The sequence below is a fragment of the Roseibium sp. R5 genome (genome assembly GCF_055755305.1).
This window is the reverse complement of sequence record NZ_CM146910.1, coordinates 2,085,084-2,105,822: the sequence shown is the minus strand read 5'-3', so window position 1 is coordinate 2,105,822 and position 20,739 is coordinate 2,085,084. Positions and strand designations below refer to the sequence as shown.

Annotated in this window: 21 protein-coding genes; 7 read left to right on the top strand and 14 right to left on the bottom strand. The window is 55.5% G+C overall.

The window, feature by feature from the left end:
- Positions 1–8 precede the first annotated feature (8 nt).
- The 11 genes from AC0J4F_RS09800 to AC0J4F_RS09750 all read right to left on the bottom strand — a co-directional run bounded on the left by AC0J4F_RS09800 (position 9) and on the right by AC0J4F_RS09750 (position 13,740).
- Positions 9–2,456 (bottom strand): GcvT family protein, encoded by a 2,448-nt coding sequence (locus tag AC0J4F_RS09800; protein ID WP_473026104.1) that lies wholly within the window; start codon positions 2,454–2,456, stop codon positions 9–11.
- A 69-nt stretch (positions 2,457–2,525) separates the two neighbouring features.
- The gene (locus AC0J4F_RS09795) at positions 2,526–3,074 is read right to left on the bottom strand and encodes a helix-turn-helix domain-containing protein (RefSeq protein ID WP_133951896.1); all 549 of its coding nucleotides are present in this window, start codon (positions 3,072–3,074) and stop codon (positions 2,526–2,528) included.
- Positions 3,075–3,200: 126 nt separating this feature from the next.
- The gene (locus AC0J4F_RS09790; protein WP_473026103.1) at positions 3,201–4,349 is read right to left on the bottom strand and encodes an acetate/propionate family kinase; all 1,149 of its coding nucleotides are present in this window, start codon (positions 4,347–4,349) and stop codon (positions 3,201–3,203) included.
- A gap of 23 nt (positions 4,350–4,372) precedes the next feature.
- A complete protein-coding gene (gene xsc, locus AC0J4F_RS09785) occupies positions 4,373–6,142 on the bottom strand; it encodes a sulfoacetaldehyde acetyltransferase (RefSeq protein ID WP_473026102.1) in 1,770 nt (589 codons plus the stop codon).
- A 138-nt stretch (positions 6,143–6,280) separates the two neighbouring features.
- Positions 6,281–7,738 carry a MocR-like pyridoxine biosynthesis transcription factor PdxR gene (pdxR, locus tag AC0J4F_RS09780; protein WP_473026101.1) on the bottom strand — a complete coding sequence of 486 codons (1,458 nt, stop codon included), beginning with the start codon at positions 7,736–7,738 and terminating at the stop codon, positions 6,281–6,283.
- 162 nt (positions 7,739–7,900) lie between these two features.
- Positions 7,901–9,121: an NADH:ubiquinone reductase (Na(+)-transporting) subunit F gene (gene nqrF, locus AC0J4F_RS09775; RefSeq protein ID WP_133951888.1), complete on the bottom strand. Its 1,221-nt coding sequence runs from the start codon at positions 9,119–9,121 to the stop codon at positions 7,901–7,903.
- A 12-nt stretch (positions 9,122–9,133) separates the two neighbouring features.
- Positions 9,134–9,742 carry an NADH:ubiquinone reductase (Na(+)-transporting) subunit E gene (gene nqrE / locus AC0J4F_RS09770; protein ID WP_008195880.1) on the bottom strand — a complete coding sequence of 203 codons (609 nt, stop codon included), beginning with the start codon at positions 9,740–9,742 and terminating at the stop codon, positions 9,134–9,136.
- Positions 9,742–10,395 carry an NADH:ubiquinone reductase (Na(+)-transporting) subunit D gene (locus AC0J4F_RS09765; protein WP_055670668.1) on the bottom strand — a complete coding sequence of 218 codons (654 nt, stop codon included), beginning with the start codon at positions 10,393–10,395 and terminating at the stop codon, positions 9,742–9,744. Before AC0J4F_RS09765 ends, nqrE begins: the two co-directional genes overlap by 1 nt.
- Positions 10,395–11,201, bottom strand: coding sequence for a Na(+)-translocating NADH-quinone reductase subunit C (locus AC0J4F_RS09760; RefSeq protein WP_209174590.1), 807 nt, complete (start codon positions 11,199–11,201; stop codon positions 10,395–10,397). The genes AC0J4F_RS09765 and AC0J4F_RS09760 overlap by 1 nt, the downstream gene beginning before the upstream one ends.
- Complete coding sequence (locus AC0J4F_RS09755; protein WP_133951884.1) at positions 11,194–12,393, bottom strand: NADH:ubiquinone reductase (Na(+)-transporting) subunit B; 1,200 nt, start codon at positions 12,391–12,393, stop codon at positions 11,194–11,196. The genes AC0J4F_RS09760 and AC0J4F_RS09755 overlap by 8 nt, the downstream gene beginning before the upstream one ends.
- A 3-nt stretch (positions 12,394–12,396) precedes the next feature.
- Entirely contained in the window at positions 12,397–13,740 is a 1,344-nt protein-coding gene (locus tag AC0J4F_RS09750; protein WP_133951882.1) for a Na(+)-translocating NADH-quinone reductase subunit A, read from the bottom strand.
- 112 nt (positions 13,741–13,852) lie between these two features.
- On the opposite strand from AC0J4F_RS09750, the gene AC0J4F_RS09745 reads away from it, so the two are divergent.
- Positions 13,853–14,944 carry an FAD:protein FMN transferase gene (locus AC0J4F_RS09745; protein ID WP_473026100.1) on the top strand — a complete coding sequence of 364 codons (1,092 nt, stop codon included), beginning with the start codon at positions 13,853–13,855 and terminating at the stop codon, positions 14,942–14,944.
- 24 nt (positions 14,945–14,968) lie between these two features.
- Entirely contained in the window at positions 14,969–15,199 is a 231-nt protein-coding gene (gene nqrM / locus AC0J4F_RS09740; RefSeq protein WP_008195323.1) for a (Na+)-NQR maturation NqrM, read from the top strand.
- Between the two features lie 27 nt (positions 15,200–15,226).
- Here nqrM and AC0J4F_RS09735 read toward each other — a convergent pair whose 3' ends face one another.
- Complete coding sequence (locus AC0J4F_RS09735) at positions 15,227–15,403, bottom strand: hypothetical protein (RefSeq protein ID WP_166672807.1); 177 nt, start codon at positions 15,401–15,403, stop codon at positions 15,227–15,229.
- A gap of 84 nt (positions 15,404–15,487) precedes the next feature.
- Here AC0J4F_RS09735 and AC0J4F_RS09730 point away from each other — a divergent pair, with 84 nt between their 5' ends.
- Positions 15,488–16,009, top strand: a complete 522-nt coding sequence (locus AC0J4F_RS09730) for a CBS domain-containing protein (RefSeq protein WP_133951880.1) — start codon at positions 15,488–15,490, stop codon at positions 16,007–16,009.
- Between the two features lie 96 nt (positions 16,010–16,105).
- Here the strand turns inward: AC0J4F_RS09730 and AC0J4F_RS09725 are convergent, their stop codons facing one another.
- A complete protein-coding gene (locus AC0J4F_RS09725) occupies positions 16,106–16,756 on the bottom strand; it encodes a peroxiredoxin (RefSeq protein WP_008189344.1) in 651 nt (216 codons plus the stop codon).
- A 115-nt stretch (positions 16,757–16,871) separates the two neighbouring features.
- Positions 16,872–17,531, bottom strand: coding sequence for a GntR family transcriptional regulator (locus tag AC0J4F_RS09720; RefSeq protein ID WP_133951879.1), 660 nt, complete (start codon positions 17,529–17,531; stop codon positions 16,872–16,874).
- Positions 17,532–17,684: 153 nt separating this feature from the next.
- Here AC0J4F_RS09720 and AC0J4F_RS09715 point away from each other — a divergent pair, with 153 nt between their 5' ends.
- The 4 genes from AC0J4F_RS09715 to AC0J4F_RS09700 all read left to right on the top strand — a co-directional run bounded on the left by AC0J4F_RS09715 (position 17,685) and on the right by AC0J4F_RS09700 (position 20,695).
- Entirely contained in the window at positions 17,685–18,488 is an 804-nt protein-coding gene (locus AC0J4F_RS09715; RefSeq protein WP_473026099.1) for a transporter substrate-binding domain-containing protein, read from the top strand.
- Positions 18,489–18,640: 152 nt separating this feature from the next.
- A complete protein-coding gene (locus AC0J4F_RS09710) occupies positions 18,641–19,303 on the top strand; it encodes an amino acid ABC transporter permease (RefSeq protein WP_209174595.1) in 663 nt (220 codons plus the stop codon).
- A gap of 10 nt (positions 19,304–19,313) precedes the next feature.
- Complete coding sequence (locus AC0J4F_RS09705; RefSeq protein WP_473026098.1) at positions 19,314–19,976, top strand: amino acid ABC transporter permease; 663 nt, start codon at positions 19,314–19,316, stop codon at positions 19,974–19,976.
- A complete protein-coding gene (locus tag AC0J4F_RS09700; RefSeq protein WP_473026097.1) occupies positions 19,973–20,695 on the top strand; it encodes an amino acid ABC transporter ATP-binding protein in 723 nt (240 codons plus the stop codon). Before AC0J4F_RS09705 ends, AC0J4F_RS09700 begins: the two co-directional genes overlap by 4 nt.
- Positions 20,696–20,739 lie beyond the last annotated feature (44 nt).

The following is a 20,739-nucleotide window of genomic DNA, read 5'->3' as shown; positions in this document are numbered from 1 at the left end:
AGTAAAAATCACGCTTTTAGCCTGAGATTCTGCGGATCCCAGAGTGGTCCATCCGGCTGCACCGTGACGGGAAATCTTTGTCCGTAGACTTCGACTTCAAGATCCGTGCCCGCTTGGGCCAGATCCGCCCGGACCATGCCCAACGCGACGCAGGCATCTACGCGGAACCCGAAAGCCGAAGACGTGGTTTCGCCGACGATGCTGCCGTTCATCCAGATGTTCGACATGTAGGGCGGGTCGATTTCCTCGCTATCGACAAGGAAAGTGACAAAGCGCTGTTTTGGACCTTGCTGCTTTTCATTCAAGAGCGCGACCTTGCCGGGGAAGTCTTCCGCCTTGTCCAGCTTCACGAACCGATCGAGGCCGGATTCCAGCAGGGTATAATCCGTGCTCAAATCGCCTTTCCATGCCCGGTAACCTTTTTCAATCCGCAAGCTGTTGAGGGCATACATGCCAAAGGGCTTTGCACCCGCGCTGACAACTGCGTCATAAAGTGCCGGAATATCGGACATTGGCGCGTGAATTTCCCAGCCCAGCTCCCCGGCAAAACTCACCCGGTAAAGCTCGCAACTGGTCCCCGCCACCTCAGCTGTTTGAATGCTGAGCCATGGCAACTCCAGGTCGGCTGTTGTTCCGATTTTCTCGAAAAGGTCCCGGGATTTCGGCCCAGTTACGATTAGCGTCGAAAGCTCCGAAGTGATGTCGGACAGCTCAAGACTGTCTGGCAAATGTGCAGCCAGAATTTCAAAATCGTGCCACTGCGCGGATGCTGCGGTGATCAGTACAAAGTCGTCCTCGCCCTTCCGGATGATCGACATCTCCGTGTGTACCCGGCCCTTGGACGTTGGAAAATAGGCGAGCGTCATCCTCCCAACTTTCGGCAGGCCGCCAGAGATACGGCCCCGCAACCAATCGGCAGCTCCGGCACCTGACAGTTTGAACCTCGAAAATCCCGGAAGATCCAAAACGCCAACACCATCGCGAACGGCCAAGGCTTCTTCGCGCACACGCCCGAACCAAGGGCCTTTGCGCATCCAGCTTTCTGTCGCTTCAATCGATATGTCGTCGCCGTCTTCTGCAAACCAGTTGGCACGTTCCCAACCGTTGTAAACTCCAAATTGGGCACCGGAGGCTTTCAGTTTTTCATGCACCGGGGACAGCTTCTTGTCTCTCCCTTCCGGCCACTCATAATGAGGATAATGCATTGCGTATTCATGGCCGTAGACTTCCATGCCCTTGGAAACGCAATAATCATGATCTGTATAGTCCGTGAAACGGCGTGGATCGAGGCCCCAGCAATCCCATTCGGTTTCGCCTTCGGTGATCCACTCGGTCAGGATCTTGCCAGCGCCACCGGCTTGAGCAATTCCGAACGTGAAGACACAGGCTTCAAAGGCATTTTTCACACCCGGCATCGGGCCAATCAGCGGGATGCCATCAGGTGCATAAGGGATAGGGCCGTTGATAACTTTTGAGATTCCCGACATGCCAAGCAGCGGCACACGGGCCATGGCGTCTTCGATATACCATTCCAGCCGGTCAAGATCGTCGGGATAAAGCTGGAAGCTGAAATCGTCCGGCATCGGATCATCCGGCGTGACCCAGTGTGCCTTGCAGTTCCGCTCATAGGGACCAAGGTTCAGTCCGGTGTTTTCCTGCCGCAGGTAATAGGACGAATCCACATCCCGGAGCAGCGGCAGTTTCCGGCCATGCTCCTTGGTCCATGTTGCAAGCTCGTCCATTTGTTCGGTCAACAGATACTGGTGGCTCATCACCATCATCGGCACGGTGCGCCCGCCATAGGGTTTGAACCACTCGCCAACACGCTGGGCATAGTACCCCGCTGCGTTGACAACATATTCGCACCGGATCTCACCCTTTTCCGTTTCGACGATCCACTCGTCATTTTCTCGCCGGACACCGGTCGCAGGTGTAAACCGCACCACCTTCTGCCCCATGGCCCGCGCGCCCTTTGCGAACGCCTGTGTGAGCTGTGCAGGATCCATGTCGCCATCGGTCGGGTCCCAGAAACCGCCCGCAAGATCGTGCGTCTCCATGAAGGGATAGGCGTCCTTCAGATCCGCGACCGACATCATGTTAGTTTCGATGCCTTGCCGGCGGGCCATGGAGTTCGCCCGCTCAAACTCCATCATGCGGTTCTTGGAATGCGCCAGCCGGACAGATCCGGTCACATGATAGTTGATCGGATAGTCCACCTCATCGCCGAGACGCCTGTAGAGCTCGGTCGAATAGCGCTGCATGTTCATGACCGCCCAGGAGGACGAAAAAGTCGGGATGTTTCCCGCAGCGTGCCATGTGCTGCCAGCGGTGAGCTCATTCTTCTCCAGAAGGACACAATCGGTCCAACCGGCTAGTCCGAGATGATAGAGAACCGAGGCGCCGACCGCGCCTCCACCGATGATCACGACACGAGCTGTAGTGGGAAGGTCCGACATTGCTGGCTCCGGTTTGATTTGGGGTAGAGGCTCGATTAGGGCCTGGCTTCAAAGGGTTAGGTTCAAGGGTCAATAAACGGGCGGTGAGATGATCCAGACAGCGATCGCCGGTTCAGAATAAGGGTTTGCCCAGCGGTACTTGTTGCCGCGAATGCGGAAGGAATCGCCCTTTCGAATGAGAAACGGTTCGCCCTCGAGCCAGATTTTCAGCTTGCCAGACACCAGAAACGCGAGTTCCTGAGTTGGCCGCATGATTTCATCGTTGCGTTCAGACCCTGGAAGAAACGTGGAATGAATGACCTCAAAACTGTCGGTCAGATCCGGGGACAGCAATTGCTCAACAAGTCCGGGAACCCGCTCACCGATCATCCGGCGATCGGATGCGCGAACGATTTTGCCATCTTCCTTGGGGTTTGGTCCCTGCCTTGCGCCCAAAAGCGACGGCGGCACGTCAAACACGCCGGCCATGCGATCGATGTCTTCGCTCGACAGTTTCGAAATGCCGCGCTCGATCTGACTGAGCCAGCCGACCGACTTGCCGAGCCGTTCGGCAAGTTCTGCTAACGTCAACCCTTTTGTCTTGCGAAGTGCGCGCAAATCCGCACCCAAATTGGCCATGACCGTCTCGCCAGCGTGAAATTATTTCTAAAAATTTCACACAGAAAATGAAAAAAAGAAAGTTATTTTCACGACATCTGTTGTCGAATTGCGACATGCCAATGAGTTTGAGAGAATAAAAATTCGCTATGCGATGAGTTTTTGCGTCTCGGCTGCGATCGTTTTCTCTTCTTCGGCCTTTACGATCCAGATCGGAACGGCTGAGCCAAACACATGAATGCGGGACCTGTTGCTCTGATTGGACTGCGGATCGCAGGTCGCACCAAGAAATCCCAATCCAGAAATGATCTTCTGGCGCACAACAGCATCGTTTTCACCAATGCCACCGGTGAACGCAATTCCATCCAATCCGCCCATTGCCGCAATCATCGATCCGGCATGGCGAACAGCCCAATAGCAGAAATGCTCGACAGCAAAACGAGACGCGTCTGTCTCTGCCGCATGCAGGGCGCGCATGTCGGACAATCCCCCAAGACCCAGGAGGCCGCTCTTTTTGTTTAAGAGCTCTTTAGTGTCTTCAATTCCGTTTTCTTCGGCCAGCCGCAAGACCAGATTCCCATCAATACTCCCGGTCCGGGTGCCCATGGTGAGACCTTCCAGAGGCGAATACCCCATCGTCGTTGCCACGGATTGTCCGGACTTGATCGCACACAGGCTTGCACCATTGCCAAGGTGAAGGGCCAGCAGGCGTTCCGGCGCATCGGCCTGCACGTCTTTAGCCAGTGCCCGGACAAGCCCCTGATAGGAAATGCCGTGAAAACCGTAACGCCTTAGTGTTTCCAGCTCCGGCCGGTCGGGTAAGGCATATCGGCGGGCCACATCCGGGTTTGACGCATGGAATGCCGTATCGAAGCAGGCCACTTGCACCAGGCCCGGCGCCAAATCTCTGAGGGCTAGGATGGCAGCCAGATTGTGCGGATTGTGTAAGGGGGCCAGCTCATTGCAACGTTCGATCTCAGCAATGACTTGCCCATCTACACGGATCGCCGATTGAAGCACCGGACCGCCATGGACAACGCGGTGACCAGCACCGGTGAGTTCGGCAATGTTAACGCCAGCGGACCGGATGACATCCAAGATCGCGCTGAGCGCGGCGTTGTGATCCGGCAGGACGGCCGTTGTCTCTTCAGATTTCAATGTCTTGGATGAGACTTTCAAACGCGAAACGCCACCGATTTCAGTGGCGCTTCCAGACAGCGTTTCATCCAGGCTTTCATCGAATAGAGCGAACTTGATGGACGAAGATCCAGAGTTCAGAACAAGGATACCGCCCATCAATCACTTCCCTTTCCAGGACTTTACTGCGGCCGCATATCTGCCGGATCGATTCCGGCAACAACAACCGGTTTCTTCATGGCATCGCGCCGGAATGGCTCGCCGAGTTCCTGATTGATCAGAACTTCAACCAGCGTGGTCTTGCCGTTTTCCATCTGGTCCTTGACCGCCGCATCCAGCTTTTCGGTCAGCTCGTCCATCGTGCGCGCAACCTCCCCCTTAAGACCACAAGCCTTCGCAATGGCTGCATAGCTGACATTGTCGTCGAGTTCGGTGCCGACGAAATTGTCGTCATACCAAAGCGTGGAGTTCCGCTTCTCCGCCCCCCACTGGTAGTTGCGGAAGACAACCATGGTGATTGCCGGCCATTCGCTGCGGCCAATGGCGGTCAACTCTGTAACAGCAATGCCAAAGGCTCCGTCGCCCGCAAACCCGACGACCGGGGTATCCGGACAGCCAATTTTTGCTCCAACGATCGCCGGAAGGCCGTAACCGCAGGGACCGAACAGCCCGGGCGCAAGGTATTTCCGGCCCTCCTCAAAACTTGGGTACGCATTACCAATAGCGCAGTTATTGCCAATATCAGAGCTGATGATCGCTTCACGGGGCAAAGCGGACTGAATTGCCCGCCACGCCTTGCGCGGGCTGAGCCAATCCGGCTTTGCGGCACGGGCGCGCTCGTTCCAGCTCGTTCCCGGATCGTCGTCTTCGTGGTCCATGGACGATAACTGTTGCGCCCAGCGGGATTTCGTCTGCGCAATCTCGTGCTTGCGCTCTTCCCGCCCGGCATCACCTGCGTTGGGAGCCAGTTTTGAGAGGAGTGCCTGGGAGACTTTCTTTGCATCCCCGACAATACCAACGCTCACTGGCTTGGTCAGACCAATCCGATCGGGATTGATATCCACCTGAATGATCTTGGCATTTTTCGGCCAGTAGTCGATGCCGTAACCTGGCAAGGTCGAGAACGGATTGAGGCGCGTGCCAAGGGCTAGAACGACATCAGCCTTGGCGATCAATTCCATGCCGGCCTTTGAACCGTTGTACCCGAGAGGTCCGGCAAACAGGCGGTGTGAGCCTGGGAACGCATCATTGTGCTGATAACCGCAGCAAACAGGCGCATCCAGCCGTTCTGCAAGCGCAATCGTGTCGCCGATTGCATCGGCCAAGACAACGCCAGCACCGTTGAGGATGACCGGATGCTTGGCGTTGCTGAGCAAGTCTGCGGCTTCCTGAATGGCTGTATCACCGCCGGATGGGCGTTCAAAATCCACAATCGGCGGAAGGTCAATATCGATCACCTGCGTCCAAAAATCGCGCGGCATGTTGATCTGGGCCGGTGCGCTGGCACGTTTTGCCTGAAGGATGACACGGTTCAGAACTTCGGCAACGCGGGATGCGTCACGGACCTCTTCTTGATAGGCAACCATGTCCTTGAACAGGGCCATCTGCTCAACTTCCTGAAAACCGCCCTGCCCCAAGGTCTTATTGGCGGCCTGCGGCGTAACAAGAAGCAAGGGCGTGTGGTTCCAGTAGGCAGTTTTCACCGCCGTGACGAAGTTTGTGATACCCGGTCCGTTCTGGGCAATCATCATGCTGAGTTTGCCTGTCGCCCGGGTATAGCCATCGGCCATCATCCCACCCGAGCCTTCGTGCGCGCAATCCCAGAACGTAATCCCCGCCTTTGGAAACAGATCGGAGATTGGCATGAAAGCAGAGCCGATAATCCCGAAAGCATGCTCAATCCCATGCCGTTGCAGGACTTTTACGAAGGCTTCCTCTGTCGTCATTTTCATTTGAAACGCACTCCCTCACCCGCTCGCAATACGGGTACACGATTAACTTGAAATGATTTCATGCCGCGCTGCGATGAGAGGTCTTAGGGCCAGATCAATTCACTCGGTATATCCAGATACTAAGGCGATGACATCGCCCTACCGGATTACATCCGCGATCCGTTGAATCCCCTCCGGAATGCGCGCGGAGGGAATGGATGAATAAGCAAGTCGATAAAACTGATGATTGTCGTCTTCGCGTCCGAAAAACGCTCTGCCCTGATCAATCACGACCCCACTCTTTCGAAGTTTGAGTGCCAACTCGCTGGTGTTGACGCCCTCGGGCGCGCGCATCCAGAAGCTTGATCCACCATGACTGCCACCGCTGGCAATATGCAGGCCGTGGTCCCGAATTGCTTTATCCATGACGGAGCGTCTGCGCCGGTAAGCCTGCCCCATCCGGTTCACCATGGCATCATGATATCCAAGAGACAGAAAGTAGGCCGTGGTCCGCTGAATGTGACCAGGCGGATGCCTGAGCACCAACGCCCGCAGCGACCGTGCTTCCTGGATCAAGGGTTTGGCAGCGACGATATATCCAAGGCGTAATCCCGGGAACAGAGACTTTGAAAACGAGCCGACGTAAATAACGCTCCCCGCCCGGTCGAGGGACTTGAGCGCAGGCGTCGGCGCTTTTTGGAATGCCATTTCGAATTCGTAGTCATCCTCTACGATCACAAACCCTTCTTCCACGGAGCGGTTCAGCAATGCGCGGCGGCGGTCAATCGGCATGGTTGTATTGGTCGGACATTGGTGGCTGGCCGTGGTGAACACCACTTGGCAGTTGGCGGGAATGTCATCCGGGGGCAAACCATCTTCATCGACCCGCACTTCCGTAATTTGGCAACCTGTTTGATCGAGAATGTCGCGCAGTCCTGGATAACAAGGGTTTTCGATTGCCGCGACGCGATCCTTGTTCAACAAGACTTGCGCACAAAGCCAAAGCGCATTCTGCGCCCCCATCGTCACCAGGATCTCGTCTTGCTGTGCGGAAATCCCGCGGCGCGGCAAAATGTTTCTCACGATGTATTCGATCAGTTTGGGGTCGTCCTGTTCATAGGGATCGGCCGTCATGCTCTCAAAGTTCTTTCGGCCCAACGCCTCCAATGCACACCGGCGCCAGTTGTCATGATCGAAAAGGCGCGCATCCGGCTGGCCATAAATGAAGGGATACGGGTAATCACGCCAATCCGATGGGCGCACCAGGCTGGAGCGGTAGGAATACCGGGAGCTGACCATTTCGTCCCAGGCCACCGCGTCCTGCCGGTCTCCCTCCGACTGATTGAGCATCGGTGGTGGTGGCGCGCTCTCAGAAACGAAGTAACCCGATCGCCCCCTCGATGTCAGGTAGTCGTTGGCCACCAATTCTGCATAGGCCAGGGTGACCGTAATTCGGCTGACCCCGAGCCACTCAGCCAGTTTCCGGCTGGACGGCATACGTTCACCGGGCAGGAACCGGCCCGACAACACGCCTTGGCTGACCAGGTGTTGGATCTGTTGCTGGAGGGTGCCTTCAAACTTGGGGTCCAAATGAAACTGTTCGGATTTGATCGCCACGTCTGGATCCATTGTAGATATCAACTGGACCGACAGACTGTCATCAAAGCGGCAATTGTCCAACACCTTCTCAGCAAAAAAGCATCGGGCCCTGCTTCAGTGAGTGCGATCCATGCCGCACACCGAAACAGGGCCCGAAGTAAATCTTGGTTTTCTGACGGGTTAACCGCCGAAATCGTCCAACATGATGTCTTCGCGATCAACACCAAGATCGAGCAGCATGTTGATGACGGACTGGTTCATGATGGGAGGACCACACATGTAGAACTCACAATCCTCAGGCGCCGGGTGGTCTTTCAGGTACTCGTCGTAGAGTACATTGTGAATGAACCCGGTGTAGCCTTTCCAGTCGTCTTCCGGCAACGCGTCAGACAGCGCCACATGCCACTCAAAGTTCTCGTTCTCACGCTCCAGCATGTCGAAGTCTTCGACATAGAACATTTCGCGCTTGGAGCGCGCGCCGTACCAGAAAGTGACCTTTCGATCAGTTTTGATCCGGCGCAGCTGATCGAAAATATGCGAGCGCATCGGCGCCATGCCGGCACCACCGCCCACGAAGACCATTTCCTTCTTGGTGTCGCGCGCAAAGAACTCACCAAACGGGCCTGAGATCGTGACTTCGTCGCCCGGCTTCAGGTTGAAGATGTACGAAGACATCTTGCCGGCTGGAATTCCCTGGGACCCGGGAGGTGGCGATGCAATCCGGACGTTGAGCATCACGATGCCCTTTTCTTCCGGATAGTTGGCCATGGAGTAGGCCCGCTCAACCGGCTCGGCAACTTTCGAGCTTACGTCCCAGATTTTGAAGCGGTCCCAATCCTCATGGTACTCCTCGCCGACATCGAACTCCTTGTAGGAAAGCTCATAAGGCGGGCATTCGATTTGGATATAACCACCGGCGCGGAAGTTAACGTCCTCGCCTTCTGGCAGTTCCAGGACCAGTTCCTTGATGAAGGTCGCCACGTTGTCGTTCGAGCGGACCTTGCAGCGCCATTTCTTGACACCAAAGACCTCTTCAGGAACCTCGATTTCCATGTCCTGCTTGACGGCAACCTGACAGGACAAGCGGTCACCGCAAGCAGCTTCCCGCTTGGTAATGTGACCTTCTTCCGTTGGGAGGATTGACCCGCCGCCGGAAAAGATCTTCACCCGGCACTGGGCACAGGTGCCACCGCCGCCGCAAGCAGACGGAACAAAGAGTTTTTGTTCGGCAAGTGTTTGCAACAACTTGCCACCCGCTGGCACCGAAATCGTCTTCTCGCCGTTGATGGAAATGTTGACATTGCCCATCGACACCAGCCTTGAGCGGGCGGCGAGAATGATCGTGACCAGCGCCAGAACGATCAGGGTAAAGAGAAGTATGCCTAGTCCAAATGTGGCCACAGGGCGCTCCCGTTACAGTTTGACGCCGCTGAAGGACATGAAGGCAAGCGCCATCAAGCCAGCGGTGATAAATGTGATGCCCAGGCCCTGCAGGCCGTCCGGGATATCGGAGTATTTCAGCTTCTCCCGCACACCAGCCATGGCCGTAATCGCCAAAGCCCAGCCAAATCCGGAAGACAAACCGTAGGTCACGGATTCGCCGAAATTGTAGTCCCGCTCCACCATGAAAAGGGATCCGCCGAGGATCGCACAGTTCACCGTGATCAACGGCAGGAAGACGCCGAGCGCGTTGTAGAGCGGCGGGAAGTATTTATCGAGCACCATCTCCAGGATCTGAACCAGAGCTGCAATCACGCCAATGTACGAAATGAGCCCAAGGAAGGTCAGATCTACATTGCTGAAACCGGCCCAAGCCAAGGCGCCGGGAGCCAGGAGATAGGTTAGGATCAGGTTGTTTGCCGGTACGGTGATCGCCTGAACGATCATGACCGAAATACCAAGGCCAATCGCAGTTGAGATTTTCTTCGAAACAGCGATGAAGGTGCACATGCCCAGGAAAAAGGACAGCGCTAGGTTCTCAACAAAGATGGCCTTTACGGCGAGTGAAAGCATATGTTCCATCAGTGCGCATCCACCGTTTGGATCTTGTACTCGCGCTCTTCAACCTGCTCCGGCTTCCAGGACCGGAACGCCCAGATGATAAGGCCGATAATGAAGAAAGCGGATGGCGGCAGCAGCAGCATGCCGTTCGGGACATACCAACCACCGTTGTTGACAGTCTCAAAGATCGTGATGCCGAACAGGCTGCCTGCACCAAACAACTCGCGAATAACACCAACCAGCATAAGGATCAGGCCATACCCGAGACCATTGCCTGCACCGTCAATAAAGGAGGCAATTGGCGGGTTCTTCATGGCAAACGCCTCTGCACGGCCCATCACAATACAGTTGGTGATGATCAGGCCCACGAAGACCGAGAGAGTTTTCGAAATCTCGTAGAGATACGCCTTCAGCACCTGATCAACGAGAATCACGAGAGATGCAATGATGACCATCTGCACAATGATCCGGATGGCTCCTGGAATGTGATTGCGCAGCATCGAGATGAACATTGAGGAGAATGCCGTAACGAATATCACCGCAAGTGACATGACAAACGCCACCTGCAACGAAGATGTCACAGCAAGGGCTGAGCAGATCCCGAGAACCTGAAGGGTAATCGGGTTGTTATCGACCAGCGGATCGATAAGCATGCTTCTCTTGGTTTGCGCCATCAGATCTCTCCTGCTTTCAGATTTTCCAGGAAGGGTGCAAATCCGGCCTCGCCCATCCAGAACCGTACCAGGTTGTCGACACCAACCGTCGTCAGAGTTGCGCCCGCCAGCGCGTCGACATGATACTCTTCACCTTCTGGAGGAACGGTCTTGGCGACAGTGATCAGCAGATCTCCGCTGTCATCGGAAAGTTTCTTGCCATTCCACTGTGATTTCCAGCGCGGGTTATCAACCTCGGCCCCGAGGCCCGGGGTCTCACCGTGGCTGTAGAACTGGAGACCAAAGATGTCATTGCCGTTTTCTTCCAGGGCAATGAACCCGTAGAGCGTAGACCAAAGTCCGTAGCCATGGATCGGCAGAATGACCTTGTCGAGACTGCCATCATCATTCCGCAGCAGATAAACAGTGACGTATTTTGATTGCCGTCCAATGGAAGCCGGGTCGTCCGTCAAAGCAATCGAGGTCTCCGGATCATCTGCTGCAGCGCGATCATCGAAGGTTGCCGGATCGAACTTGTCGGTGAATTTTCCGGTCGCAATCTCAAGAACTTGCGGCTCAAACACCTCAAATGCCTCAGCGACATTCGAGCCGGGTTCGTAAAGGCCGGCAACCTGAAGGATGTTGATCTGCTTATCCTTCAGTTTGTTGACTTCCTGCAGAGGGCGCAGCGACACAGCCGCCGCAGACACCACCATGGACGCCACCAGACAGATCGACACGGCCACGAAGATGGTCTTCGGGACAGAATCCACCGGCAGATCAAGGAACCGGCGGATGAAGCCTTTGTTTTCTTTATCTTCAGGCATGTCGCTTCGCCCTGCGCTTGATGTTTGCCTGCACTACGAAATAGTCGATCAGCGGTGCAAAAACGTTACCGAACAAAATCGCCAGCATCATTCCTTCCGGGAAGGCTGGATTGATAACGCGGATCATCACAACCATCACGCCGATCAAGGCACCATAAATGTAGCGGCCAAGATTGGTATGCGACGCTGAAACCGGCTCTGTGACCATGAAGGCCAAACCAAACGCGTAGCCGCCAATCACCAGATGCCAATACCAAGGCATTGCAAACATCGGGTTGGTGTCGGAGCCAATCAGATTGAGCAGCGTCGAGAATGCGATCATACCAACCAGGCAGCCGACCACCAACCGCCAGTTGGCGATCTTTGTGATCAAAAGGAAGGCAAGTCCGATGAAGCACGCCAGTGCCGAGACCTCACCGATGCTGCCCTGTATCGTGCCGAGGAACGCATCCATCCAGCTCACCCCGTGAGCTGCCAACTGCTGGTAACCGTCCGATGCACCAACCGACAATGCGGTCGCACCCGAGAACCCATCAACCGGTGTCCAGATGGTGTCGCCGGACATTTGCGCCGGGTATGCAAAGTACAGGAATGCGCGGCCTGTCAGCGCCGGGTTGAGGAAGTTCTTGCCTGTTCCACCGAAAACCTCTTTGCCGATCACAACACCAAATGCAATGCCCAGTGCGACCTGCCACAGCGGTGCAGACGGCGGCAAGATCAGCGCATAAAGCATGGATGTTACGAGGAACCCCTCGTTCACTTCGTGACCGCGCACCGTTGCAAAGATCACTTCGCAAATGCCGCCGACGACCAGCGTCGTAATGTAAATCGGGAGGAAATAGAGTGCCCCATGCAGGATATTGGCAAGCGGGTTGGCCGGGTTGAATCCGATCCCTAACGCCTCAATGATCCATGCACGCCAGCCGGATGCTCCATATGTGGCAATTGCCGAATTGACCTGGAAGCCGACGTTGTAAAGACCCACGAGAATACAAGGGATCGTCGCGATAACCACGTAGGTCATGATCCGCTTCATATCGATGTAAGAGCGCGCGTGCGGCGCGGCTGTCGTTACGGTCTTTGGGGTATAGAGAAAGCTCTCCACCATTTCATAAATGGGGAAGAATTTCTCGTATTTGCCGCCCTTGACGAAATTTGGCTCGATGCGGTCGAAGAAGTTGCGCAGACCCAAGGCCTAGCCCTCCTTTTCGATTTTGGTGAGGCAATCGCGAAGCGCCATGCCATATTCATACTTGGCTGGACAAGCAAAGCCCACCAGACCCAAATCTTCTTCATCCAGTTCCAGCGCCCCAAGGGCCTGTGCCTGATCTGTATCCATAACCAGCAGGGAACGCAAAAGCTGGGTGGGTAGAAAATCCTGCGGCATCAATTCCTCAAAGGTGCCAATCGGCACCATTGCGCGGCGTCCACCGTTCAAATTGGACGTCAACGCGTAGAGTTTCTTCGAGAAAGCCGAGCCCAAGACAGGTTGGAGTGCAAACTTGGACGGCATTGGCCGAATCCAGCCCATCGGGATCTGTTTGTGATCTTCCTCAATCAGGGTCATCTGCCGTGCATAGCGTCCAAGATAGGCGCTTACGCCCTCTCCCAATCGGCCGCTCAACACCGATCCGGAGATCATTCGAACCGGAACATCGCCTGAAATTTCACCATTACTCAATTCGATCATTGAAGCACCGGAGATAGTGCGGATCAAACGCGGCTTGGTGCACAACGGTCCCGACAGGGCAATGATTCTTGAGGAGTCCAGCTTACCGGTTTCAAGAAGACGTCCGATCGCGATGACGTCCTGGTATCCAATGGTCCAGACCGTCTTTTCTGCGCTTGGCGTGTCCAGGAAGTGAATATGCGTTCCTGCAAGTCCAGCCGGATGCGGGCCGGAAAACCCTGCAACTTCGATCCCAGGCATCGTGAGGCCGGGAATATTGGCTCCGGTTTCACAGCACAAATAAGTCTTGCCCGAACTTAACGTTGCAACCGCGGCAAGGCCTTTTTCAAACGCTTCAGCCTGGTCCGCGATCACGATCGTCGGATCGGCGGTCAATGGCTCCGTGTCCATGGCTGTCACGAAAATGGCAGCAGGACGCGATTCCGGGTCAGGAACTTTCGAATAGGGACGCGTGCGGAATGATGTCCAAAGCCCGGACGCACATAGTCGTTCTGTCAGCCCTTCCGGCGTTGCGGCATCACCGACGTCTGAGAAGTCAACCGGATCGGCAGCTGACGCATCAACTTCGATTTCGACGCTGATGAGAACACGGCGTGCACCGCGGTTAACTGCCTTCACCCGGCCAGAAACCGGAGCCGTGACCATGACGTCAGGCGTGTCCTTGTGGAAGAAAACAGGCGCACCCGCCCCGACCGCGTCACCTTCTTGAACGAGCAGACGAGGCTTCAATCCGATATAGTCTGCCGCAATGACTGCAGCGTTCTGGATCTTGTCCTTTGCGTCAATTTCTTGAACCGGCGCTCCCGTGATGGGTAGATCAAGACCTTTTTTCAGCTTAAAACTTTGCACGCATCCGGCCTCCAGAATTCGTTAGGGCGCCATATGCTATGTTTTCACGAGTTGAAAAAGCATTTTTTTGCCCTAGTCGTCCATTTTTTTGTTGAATCGGTCCTGAAAACCAATGAAAAGCGCCGCAGAACGCGCGACACTTTTCGCAGATGATCAATCGGAGATGCATACCGTGCCAAACAATATCGTATTTTCCCGGCGCAGCTTCATCCTGATGTCGCTGACCTTGGCGGCCTGTAAAGGTGGATCGGATATCGTTGAGCTTTCCGGCTCTACGATGGGAACCAGCTACACAGTTACCGGGGTTGATCATAATCGGAATGTTGACCAGGCAGCGCTTAAGAAAGCGTTGGAGGCAAGCTTGGCTCTGGTCAATGCTCAAATGTCCAACTGGGACGCATCCTCGGAAGTTTCACGCTTCAATGCGCTGCGCTCCACCGCGCCGGTCACAGTCTCCGAAGGCTTTGCAGAAGTTGTCCGCGTTTCTCGTGAGATCAACGCTGCCAGTGCTGGCAAGTTCGACATCACACTCGGCCCGGTAATCGAAGCCTGGGGATTTGGTTCCAAAGGCGGAGGCCGCCCGGCAACAGCTGAAGCAAACGCTTTGGCAGCCGCGCGCAAGGTTTCCGGCCAAACAGATGGCCTCAAGGTCAACGGAACGCAAGTCAGCAAAAGCCATCCGGAAGCCGAACTCTACCTGCCATCCATCGGCAAGGGGTATGGCGTCGACCAGATGGCCAAGGTTGTTGCCTCCTTTGGCATCAGCGATTTCATGGTCGAGATCGGCGGCGACCTCTATGTTTCCGGGCGCAACGCTGACAGCATGGATTGGCAAATCGGCATCGAAACGCCGACCGCTTACACCCGTTCCGCATACCAGGTGGCCAGCGTCACCAACATGGGCATGGCGACATCCGGCGACTACAGAAACTATTTTGAACGCGGCGGCAAGCGGTTCTCCCACATCATCGATGCGCACACCGGAGCACCGATCACCCACAAGACGGCATCTGCAACGGTGCTTGCTGAAAACACCATGCTTGCGGACGCCTGGTCGACTGCCATGCTGGTGCTCGGAACCGAGCGTGGTTTGGAAATCGCGAATCAACGTGATATTGCTGTTCTGTTCATTGATCGCAGCACCGATGCGGAAAACGGCTTCGCTTCAGTCGCCAGCGACAAGTTCAAGCAACTTCAGGCCTGATAACCGAATCAAAGGGTGTCCATCGTGGAAACGTTTGTTCTGGCTTTCGCGCTGCTCTTGACCGTCATCCTTGGTATGGCGATCGGCGTGATTTTTTCTGGCAGAACAATCAAGGGAAGCTGCGGTGGATTGAATGCAATTTCCGGCGCAGACCATTGCATGGTTTGCAAAAAGGAAATCGACCCGGATAGCCCGCTCCGCGACCGCCTGCAGTGCCCACGCGCACGCAAGCAACTTGCTGAAATGGAAGGCTGACCGGCAGATTCGGCCGGTGTTCTTGATCTACTGGACCGGAACAAAGGCGACCAACGCCAAACATCCACCGGCAGCAAGACCGTAGGCCCACAACTGCCAGCTCGGTCCTTCCTTCACCCAAACCCGCCGATATTGGTACCCGGAAAAGCACGCGATGACGAAGATGATCGTCGCGACCAGCGGCGTAAGCGTGAAGTCAGCCAATTTCTAGAGTTCCTTAAACCGCTGAGTTTCGGGTAAGCTGTTCGTCCATGTCATACTTGGACATAGCAACAGGGAGCGATATTCATGCCGAGCTCTTATCAGGCCCCGAGCCGAAAAGACAAGATTCAAGAAAAGACACACAGCCAGACCCCTGTAACCAATGCGTCGGCAGAAACCGCGACCGTCGGCAAGATTTTGGAGTCCAAAGGCAAGGACGTATTTTCCCTGAGGCCACAAAACACGCTTCATGAAGCTGTTGTGCAGCTGAAAGAAAAGCGGATTGGTGCCTTGATCGTCAAAGATGCTGCCGGAAAGCTCCAAGGCATCTTGTCTGAACGGGACATCGTGCGGCGTCTTGCAGAGACACCTGGTCAAACACTTTCGCAGAAAGTGGAAGACATCATGACCCGGGACGTAAAAACCTGCTCCCCGGAAGACCGATTGATTTCAGTTCTTCAAACCATGACCAAAGGCAAATTCCGGCACATGCCAGTGGTCAACGGCGATATTGTGGTCGGGATCGTGACGATCGGCGATGTGGTCAATTACCGGCTGCAGGAGCTCGAGTACGAATCGCTTCAGCTCAAGCAGCTGATCGTCGGCTAACGCTCTTCTAAGGAAGCCTCGCAGAGACCCAAAGTCCCGCGAGGCTTGTTTGCCAAATGTCCAAGCTCTCAGATCCCAGAGAGCTGCCGCATTGTCTTAGGCCGGCATTTTTGTTTTACGCAGGTAAGGAAGAACGGCGTCAAATGTGCCGAACTTTGCCTTCGCATCTTCATCACTCACGCTTGGCGGAATAATCACATCCTGACCAACCTCCCAGTTGGCGGGCGTTGCGACACCTTTCGCAGACGTTTGCAGCGCGTCGAGCGCGCGCAGAACTTCGGCAAAGTTCCGGCCAACAGTCATCGGGTACGTCATTGATAGCTTCAACTGCTTGTCCGGACCAATGATGAACACGGAGCGCACAGTCGCGCTGTCAGCCGGAGTCCGGCCATCGGGGAGATAAGCTTCAGCCGGCAGCATATCGAACGCTTTTGAGACTGCCAGACCTTCATCGGCAATAATCGGGAAGCCGGCGGCCGCGCCGCCCACCTTCTCAATATCCGTCTTCCATTTCTTGTGATCTTCCGCACTGTCCACGGAAACACCGATGACCTTCGTGCCACGCTTTTCCCACTCAGCCGCCAGTTGCGCTACAGCGCCAAATTCCGTGGTGCAGACCGGTGTAAAGTCTTTCGGGTGGCTGAAAAGAATAGCCCAGCTGTCGCCAATCCAGTCGTGAAACGTGATTTGCCCCTGATCCGTTTCAGCGGTGAAATTCGGAACAACATCATTGATACGAAGTGACATGACAAAGGTGTCCTTTCAGCAGAAAACTAAAACATAGCCATCAGCGAGACGGGGCTGAGGCCGCTCTGTGTTACGCCTATGTAAGCGGGAAGACAAACAGAACAATGAGTTGGCTTCAAGCTTTCGGCAAAAACTGAAGCAGCGACTTTTTCGCACCCTCTATATGAGCCTTGGTCAACTCGGCCGCCGTGTCAGCCTCACCGCTCTCACAAGCGTCCAGAATGGCGAAATGCTCCTGGCCGGCCCGTTCCATCCCATTGCTCATGACAAGTTGAGCCCGGATCTGCCGCTCAACCCGATCGATCGCATTCCCGGCAATTTCCAGGAAGTAACTGAGGTTGCTCGCGCTGTAGAGCGTCTCATGAAAGTCCCGGTTCAGGTTGCCCCATTCCATCGGGTCTTTGGACTCTGAAAATGCGGAACACTTCGCGCGCGCTTGGTCCAGCACTTCTTTGGACATCCTCGGCACAGCGTTCTTGATGATCTCGGGTTCTACAAGTGCTCGAAGGTTGAAGATTTCTTCGACCTCCTCCGGCGACAGACCGGCGACCACCGCGCCTTTGTACCGCTGCGTTTTCACCAGGCCCTGTTCCTCAAGCCGTGAAATCGCTTCGCGGACAGGGATCCGGCTCGTGTTGAAAAGGCGCGCGATTTCATCCTGGCGAAGGGGTTCACCCTCCTCCAGCTGCCCTTCGATAATGGCGTTCCGCAAAGCATCAAAGACAATCGACGAGGCCGACGCTGTGGCGGAAATATCCATTGATTTCAGTTTCATACCAACGCCTCTCCATTCCCTGTCTTTTTTAGTCGAACGCCCCGGCCCGGTACAGCAGGAACTTTTTTGAATATTTTATATTGAATATTGGATCCAATTTGGATTATCAATTTGGCGCTGACCAAAAATCTTCGAAAATAAGAGGGGAAAATCATGTTCAGGAATTTCACGGCCGCCGCGCTGTTCTCACTCGCAGCGGCGCTTCCAACCCAGGCAGATACGCTCGATGATGTCGTCGATCGCGGGGAGCTGCGCTGCGGCGTTGTGCTCGACTTTCCGCCAATCGGGTATCGGGACGCAAACAACGAACCAGCTGGCTTTGACGTCGACTACTGCAAAGACCTCGCCGCCGCGCTAGAGGTCGAGGCAACCATTTATCCGGTCACCTGGGCCGAGCGCCTGCCAGTTATCGTGACGGGCCGAGCCGATGTTGTCTTTGGCGCGACATCCGACAGTCTGGCGCGCGCGCGCACCGTCGGCTTCACAATTCCTTACGCGATCTACTACGCGCAAGGTGTCGTCAACGCTGACAGCGGCATCGAATCCTTTGAAGACATCCGTGGCAAGCGTGTTGCGGGCGCCATAGGCACAGTCCCGGAACAAGAATGGCTGAAAATCGCCGAGGAGTGGGGTGAAGAGCACCTCTACCAAGGCTATCAGTCCGAAAACGAAGTCTTCCTCGCCGTCGCACAGGGCAAGGCTGATATTGGCATCACGACAAATACGGCCGTAAAGCCAATCACCGAACAATATGACACCGTTCTTGCGGGGCCGCGCATGCCCTGGACCACAGACTACACATCGGTTGTCGGCAAGCGCGAAGACGTGACCTGGCTGAACTTCCTCAACCTCTTTGTCACGCACCAAGTCCGCTCCGGCCGTTATGAGGAGCTCTGGGGCAAATATGTCGGTGGTGGTGAAGCGCCTGAACTGCGCATCCCGGGCGTCATGTACTGACGTCCTGCAGGGCATACCACCTCTCCCACCTTGGTATGCCCTGCAACCTTGTTCCCGAAAGCATTCGCGGCCATTGACCCGATGGCTTCGCAAAACCTCAATCCGCAGAACACCAGTCCACTTTGCACTGGTTCTGCCGGAGCATCCCGAGAATGTTTGACTACAATTTCCATTGGCGGCCGGTGATGAAAAGCCTGCCCGATCTCTTGGAAGCGGGCTTGCTCACGCTGCAAGTCGCCACGCTTTCGATGATCGTCGGCATCATCATCGGTCTCGCCTTGGCGCTCATTCGCCTGCACTTGCGTGGACCGCTGCATTGGCTCGCATCAGCGTGGATCGAGTTGGCTCGCAACACCCCTGCCCTGTTCCAACTGTTCTTTTTCGGGTTCGGGCTTGGCGCGTTCGGTTTGCACCTGTCGCCGTTCACCATCGTTCTCGCCGGTCTCAGCTTCAACTGTGCCGGGTATCTTGCAGAGAATTTTCGCGGCGGGTTTCAGTCGGTCCCAGACACGCAACTGCGCGCGGCGCGCAGTCTCGGCATGTCCGCTTGGCAGGCCTACACCCGGATCATCATCCCGCAAGTGTTCCGCATCGTGTACCACCCGCTCACCAACCAGCTGGTCTGGGCTGTCTTGATGTCTTCGCTCGGCATGCTTGTCGGTTTCCGCGAGCTAAGCGGCGAAACCCAATTCTTCGCCAGCCGGACCTTCCGCATCTTCGAGTACTTCGCCGTGACCGCGATCATCTACTACGTGATCGTCAAGGTCATCCTCGGGGCATCCCGGCTGCTTGCCTGGCGTTTGTTCCGGTACTGAGGAGGCTGATATGCAACAATCCATAAGTTTCTTCAGTGGTTTTGGTTTCAACGACCTGTGGTTCTTGGGCGAAGCAGCCCTCCGGACCCTCTGGATTTCCGCAGTCTCGATATCCGCCGGCACGGTTTTTGGAATTCTCTTCGGCTGGATCCTCCATGAGGCGAAATTCCTCGGCGCTGTCACCCTGGCCCCGGTTCTGGATATCTTCCGCTCCGTTCCACTGATCATCCAGCTGGTTCTCTTCTACAATTTCGCTCCGATCATCGGACTGGATTTTGGTCCGTTCGGCTCCGGCGTTGTCGTGTTGACGATCTACACGGCGTCGCTTGTTGCGAACGTTGCCCGCGGCGGCATCGAGGCCGTCGGAAAACCGATGCGCCGGGCGGCCCGTTCACTCGGCCTGAGCTACTGGCAGGACATGCGCCATGTGGTGTTGCCGATCGGTGGCCGTGCCGTCTTCCCCTCGTGGGTTGGTGTTGCCCTCGGCGTGATGAAGGACAGCGCGCTGGTCTCTGTCCTTGGCTATGTCGAACTCCTGAAAGCCAGCCAGATCCTCATCACAAGGACACAGGAACCCTTCCTGATCCTCGCTATCGCTGGCGCGTTCTATTTCGCGCTGTCCTATCCGATCTCGCGCTATGCCGCACAACTGGAAAAAAGGTGGGCCCAATGATCGAGATTCGCGGTCTTGAGAAATACTTCGGCGCGCTTCAGGTCCTCAAAGGCATCGACCTTGACGTTGCAAAGGGCGAAGTTCTGTCTGTCATTGGAGCATCAGGCTCCGGCAAATCGACGTTGCTCTACTGCATCAATGGCCTGGAACCGATCCAAAAAGGATCTGTTGTTGTCGACGGAACCGACGTCCATGACAAAGCGACCGACATCAACAAACTGCGCCAGAAACTCGGCATGGTGTTTCAGCAATGGAACAGCTTCCCGCATCTCACAGCGCTGGAAAACGTCGCTCTGTCGCCTCGAATTGTAAAAGGCAAGTCACGGGCGGATGCCCAAGAAATTGCTGAACAGCAGCTCAAACATGTTGGATTGGCAGACAAGCTCAATGTCTATCCGAATGCATTGTCGGGCGGGCAGCAGCAGCGGCTAGCCATCGCACGCGCCCTTGCGATGGAACCAACCTACATGTTGTTCGACGAAGCCACATCGGCACTCGATCCGGAACTGGTTGGCGAGGTTCTCGATACCATGCGCCTGCTTGCCGAAGAAGGCATGACGATGATCTGCGTGACCCACGAAATGGGCTTCGCGCGTGATGTCTCCGACAGGGTCGCCTACTTTCACCACGGTGTCATGGAAGAGATCGGACCTGCAGGTCAGGTCTTTGGCGATCCGCAGTCCGAGCACACGCGCAAGTTCCTGTCCAACGTCCGCTAACAGCACTGTTTCAAAATTCGGCCCTAACGGTTTACGCTCAGAAT

Excerpts from the sequence above, each read along its gene's own strand:
- AC0J4F_RS09800 (WP_473026104.1), bottom strand. The coding sequence starts at position 2,456 with ATGTCGGACCTTCCCACTACAGCTCGTGTCGTGATCATCGGTGGAGGC.
- AC0J4F_RS09795 (WP_133951896.1), bottom strand. The coding sequence starts at position 3,074 with ATGGCCAATTTGGGTGCGGATTTGCGCGCACTTCGCAAGACAAAAGGG.
- AC0J4F_RS09790 (WP_473026103.1), bottom strand. The coding sequence starts at position 4,349 with ATGGGCGGTATCCTTGTTCTGAACTCTGGATCTTCGTCCATCAAGTTC.
- xsc (WP_473026102.1), bottom strand. The coding sequence starts at position 6,142 with ATGAAAATGACGACAGAGGAAGCCTTCGTAAAAGTCCTGCAACGGCAT.
- nqrE (WP_008195880.1), bottom strand. The coding sequence starts at position 9,742 with ATGGAACATATGCTTTCACTCGCCGTAAAGGCCATCTTTGTTGAGAAC.
- AC0J4F_RS09765 (WP_055670668.1), bottom strand. The coding sequence starts at position 10,395 with ATGGCGCAAACCAAGAGAAGCATGCTTATCGATCCGCTGGTCGATAAC.
- AC0J4F_RS09760 (WP_209174590.1), bottom strand. The coding sequence starts at position 11,201 with ATGCCTGAAGATAAAGAAAACAAAGGCTTCATCCGCCGGTTCCTTGAT.
- AC0J4F_RS09745 (WP_473026100.1), top strand. The coding sequence starts at position 13,853 with ATGAAAAGCGCCGCAGAACGCGCGACACTTTTCGCAGATGATCAATCG.
- AC0J4F_RS09730 (WP_133951880.1), top strand. The coding sequence starts at position 15,488 with ATGCCGAGCTCTTATCAGGCCCCGAGCCGAAAAGACAAGATTCAAGAA.
- AC0J4F_RS09725 (WP_008189344.1), bottom strand. The coding sequence starts at position 16,756 with ATGTCACTTCGTATCAATGATGTTGTTCCGAATTTCACCGCTGAAACG.
- AC0J4F_RS09720 (WP_133951879.1), bottom strand. The coding sequence starts at position 17,531 with ATGAAACTGAAATCAATGGATATTTCCGCCACAGCGTCGGCCTCGTCG.
- AC0J4F_RS09715 (WP_473026099.1), top strand. The coding sequence starts at position 17,685 with ATGTTCAGGAATTTCACGGCCGCCGCGCTGTTCTCACTCGCAGCGGCG.
- AC0J4F_RS09710 (WP_209174595.1), top strand. The coding sequence starts at position 18,641 with ATGTTTGACTACAATTTCCATTGGCGGCCGGTGATGAAAAGCCTGCCC.
- AC0J4F_RS09705 (WP_473026098.1), top strand. The coding sequence starts at position 19,314 with ATGCAACAATCCATAAGTTTCTTCAGTGGTTTTGGTTTCAACGACCTG.
- AC0J4F_RS09700 (WP_473026097.1), top strand. The coding sequence starts at position 19,973 with ATGATCGAGATTCGCGGTCTTGAGAAATACTTCGGCGCGCTTCAGGTC.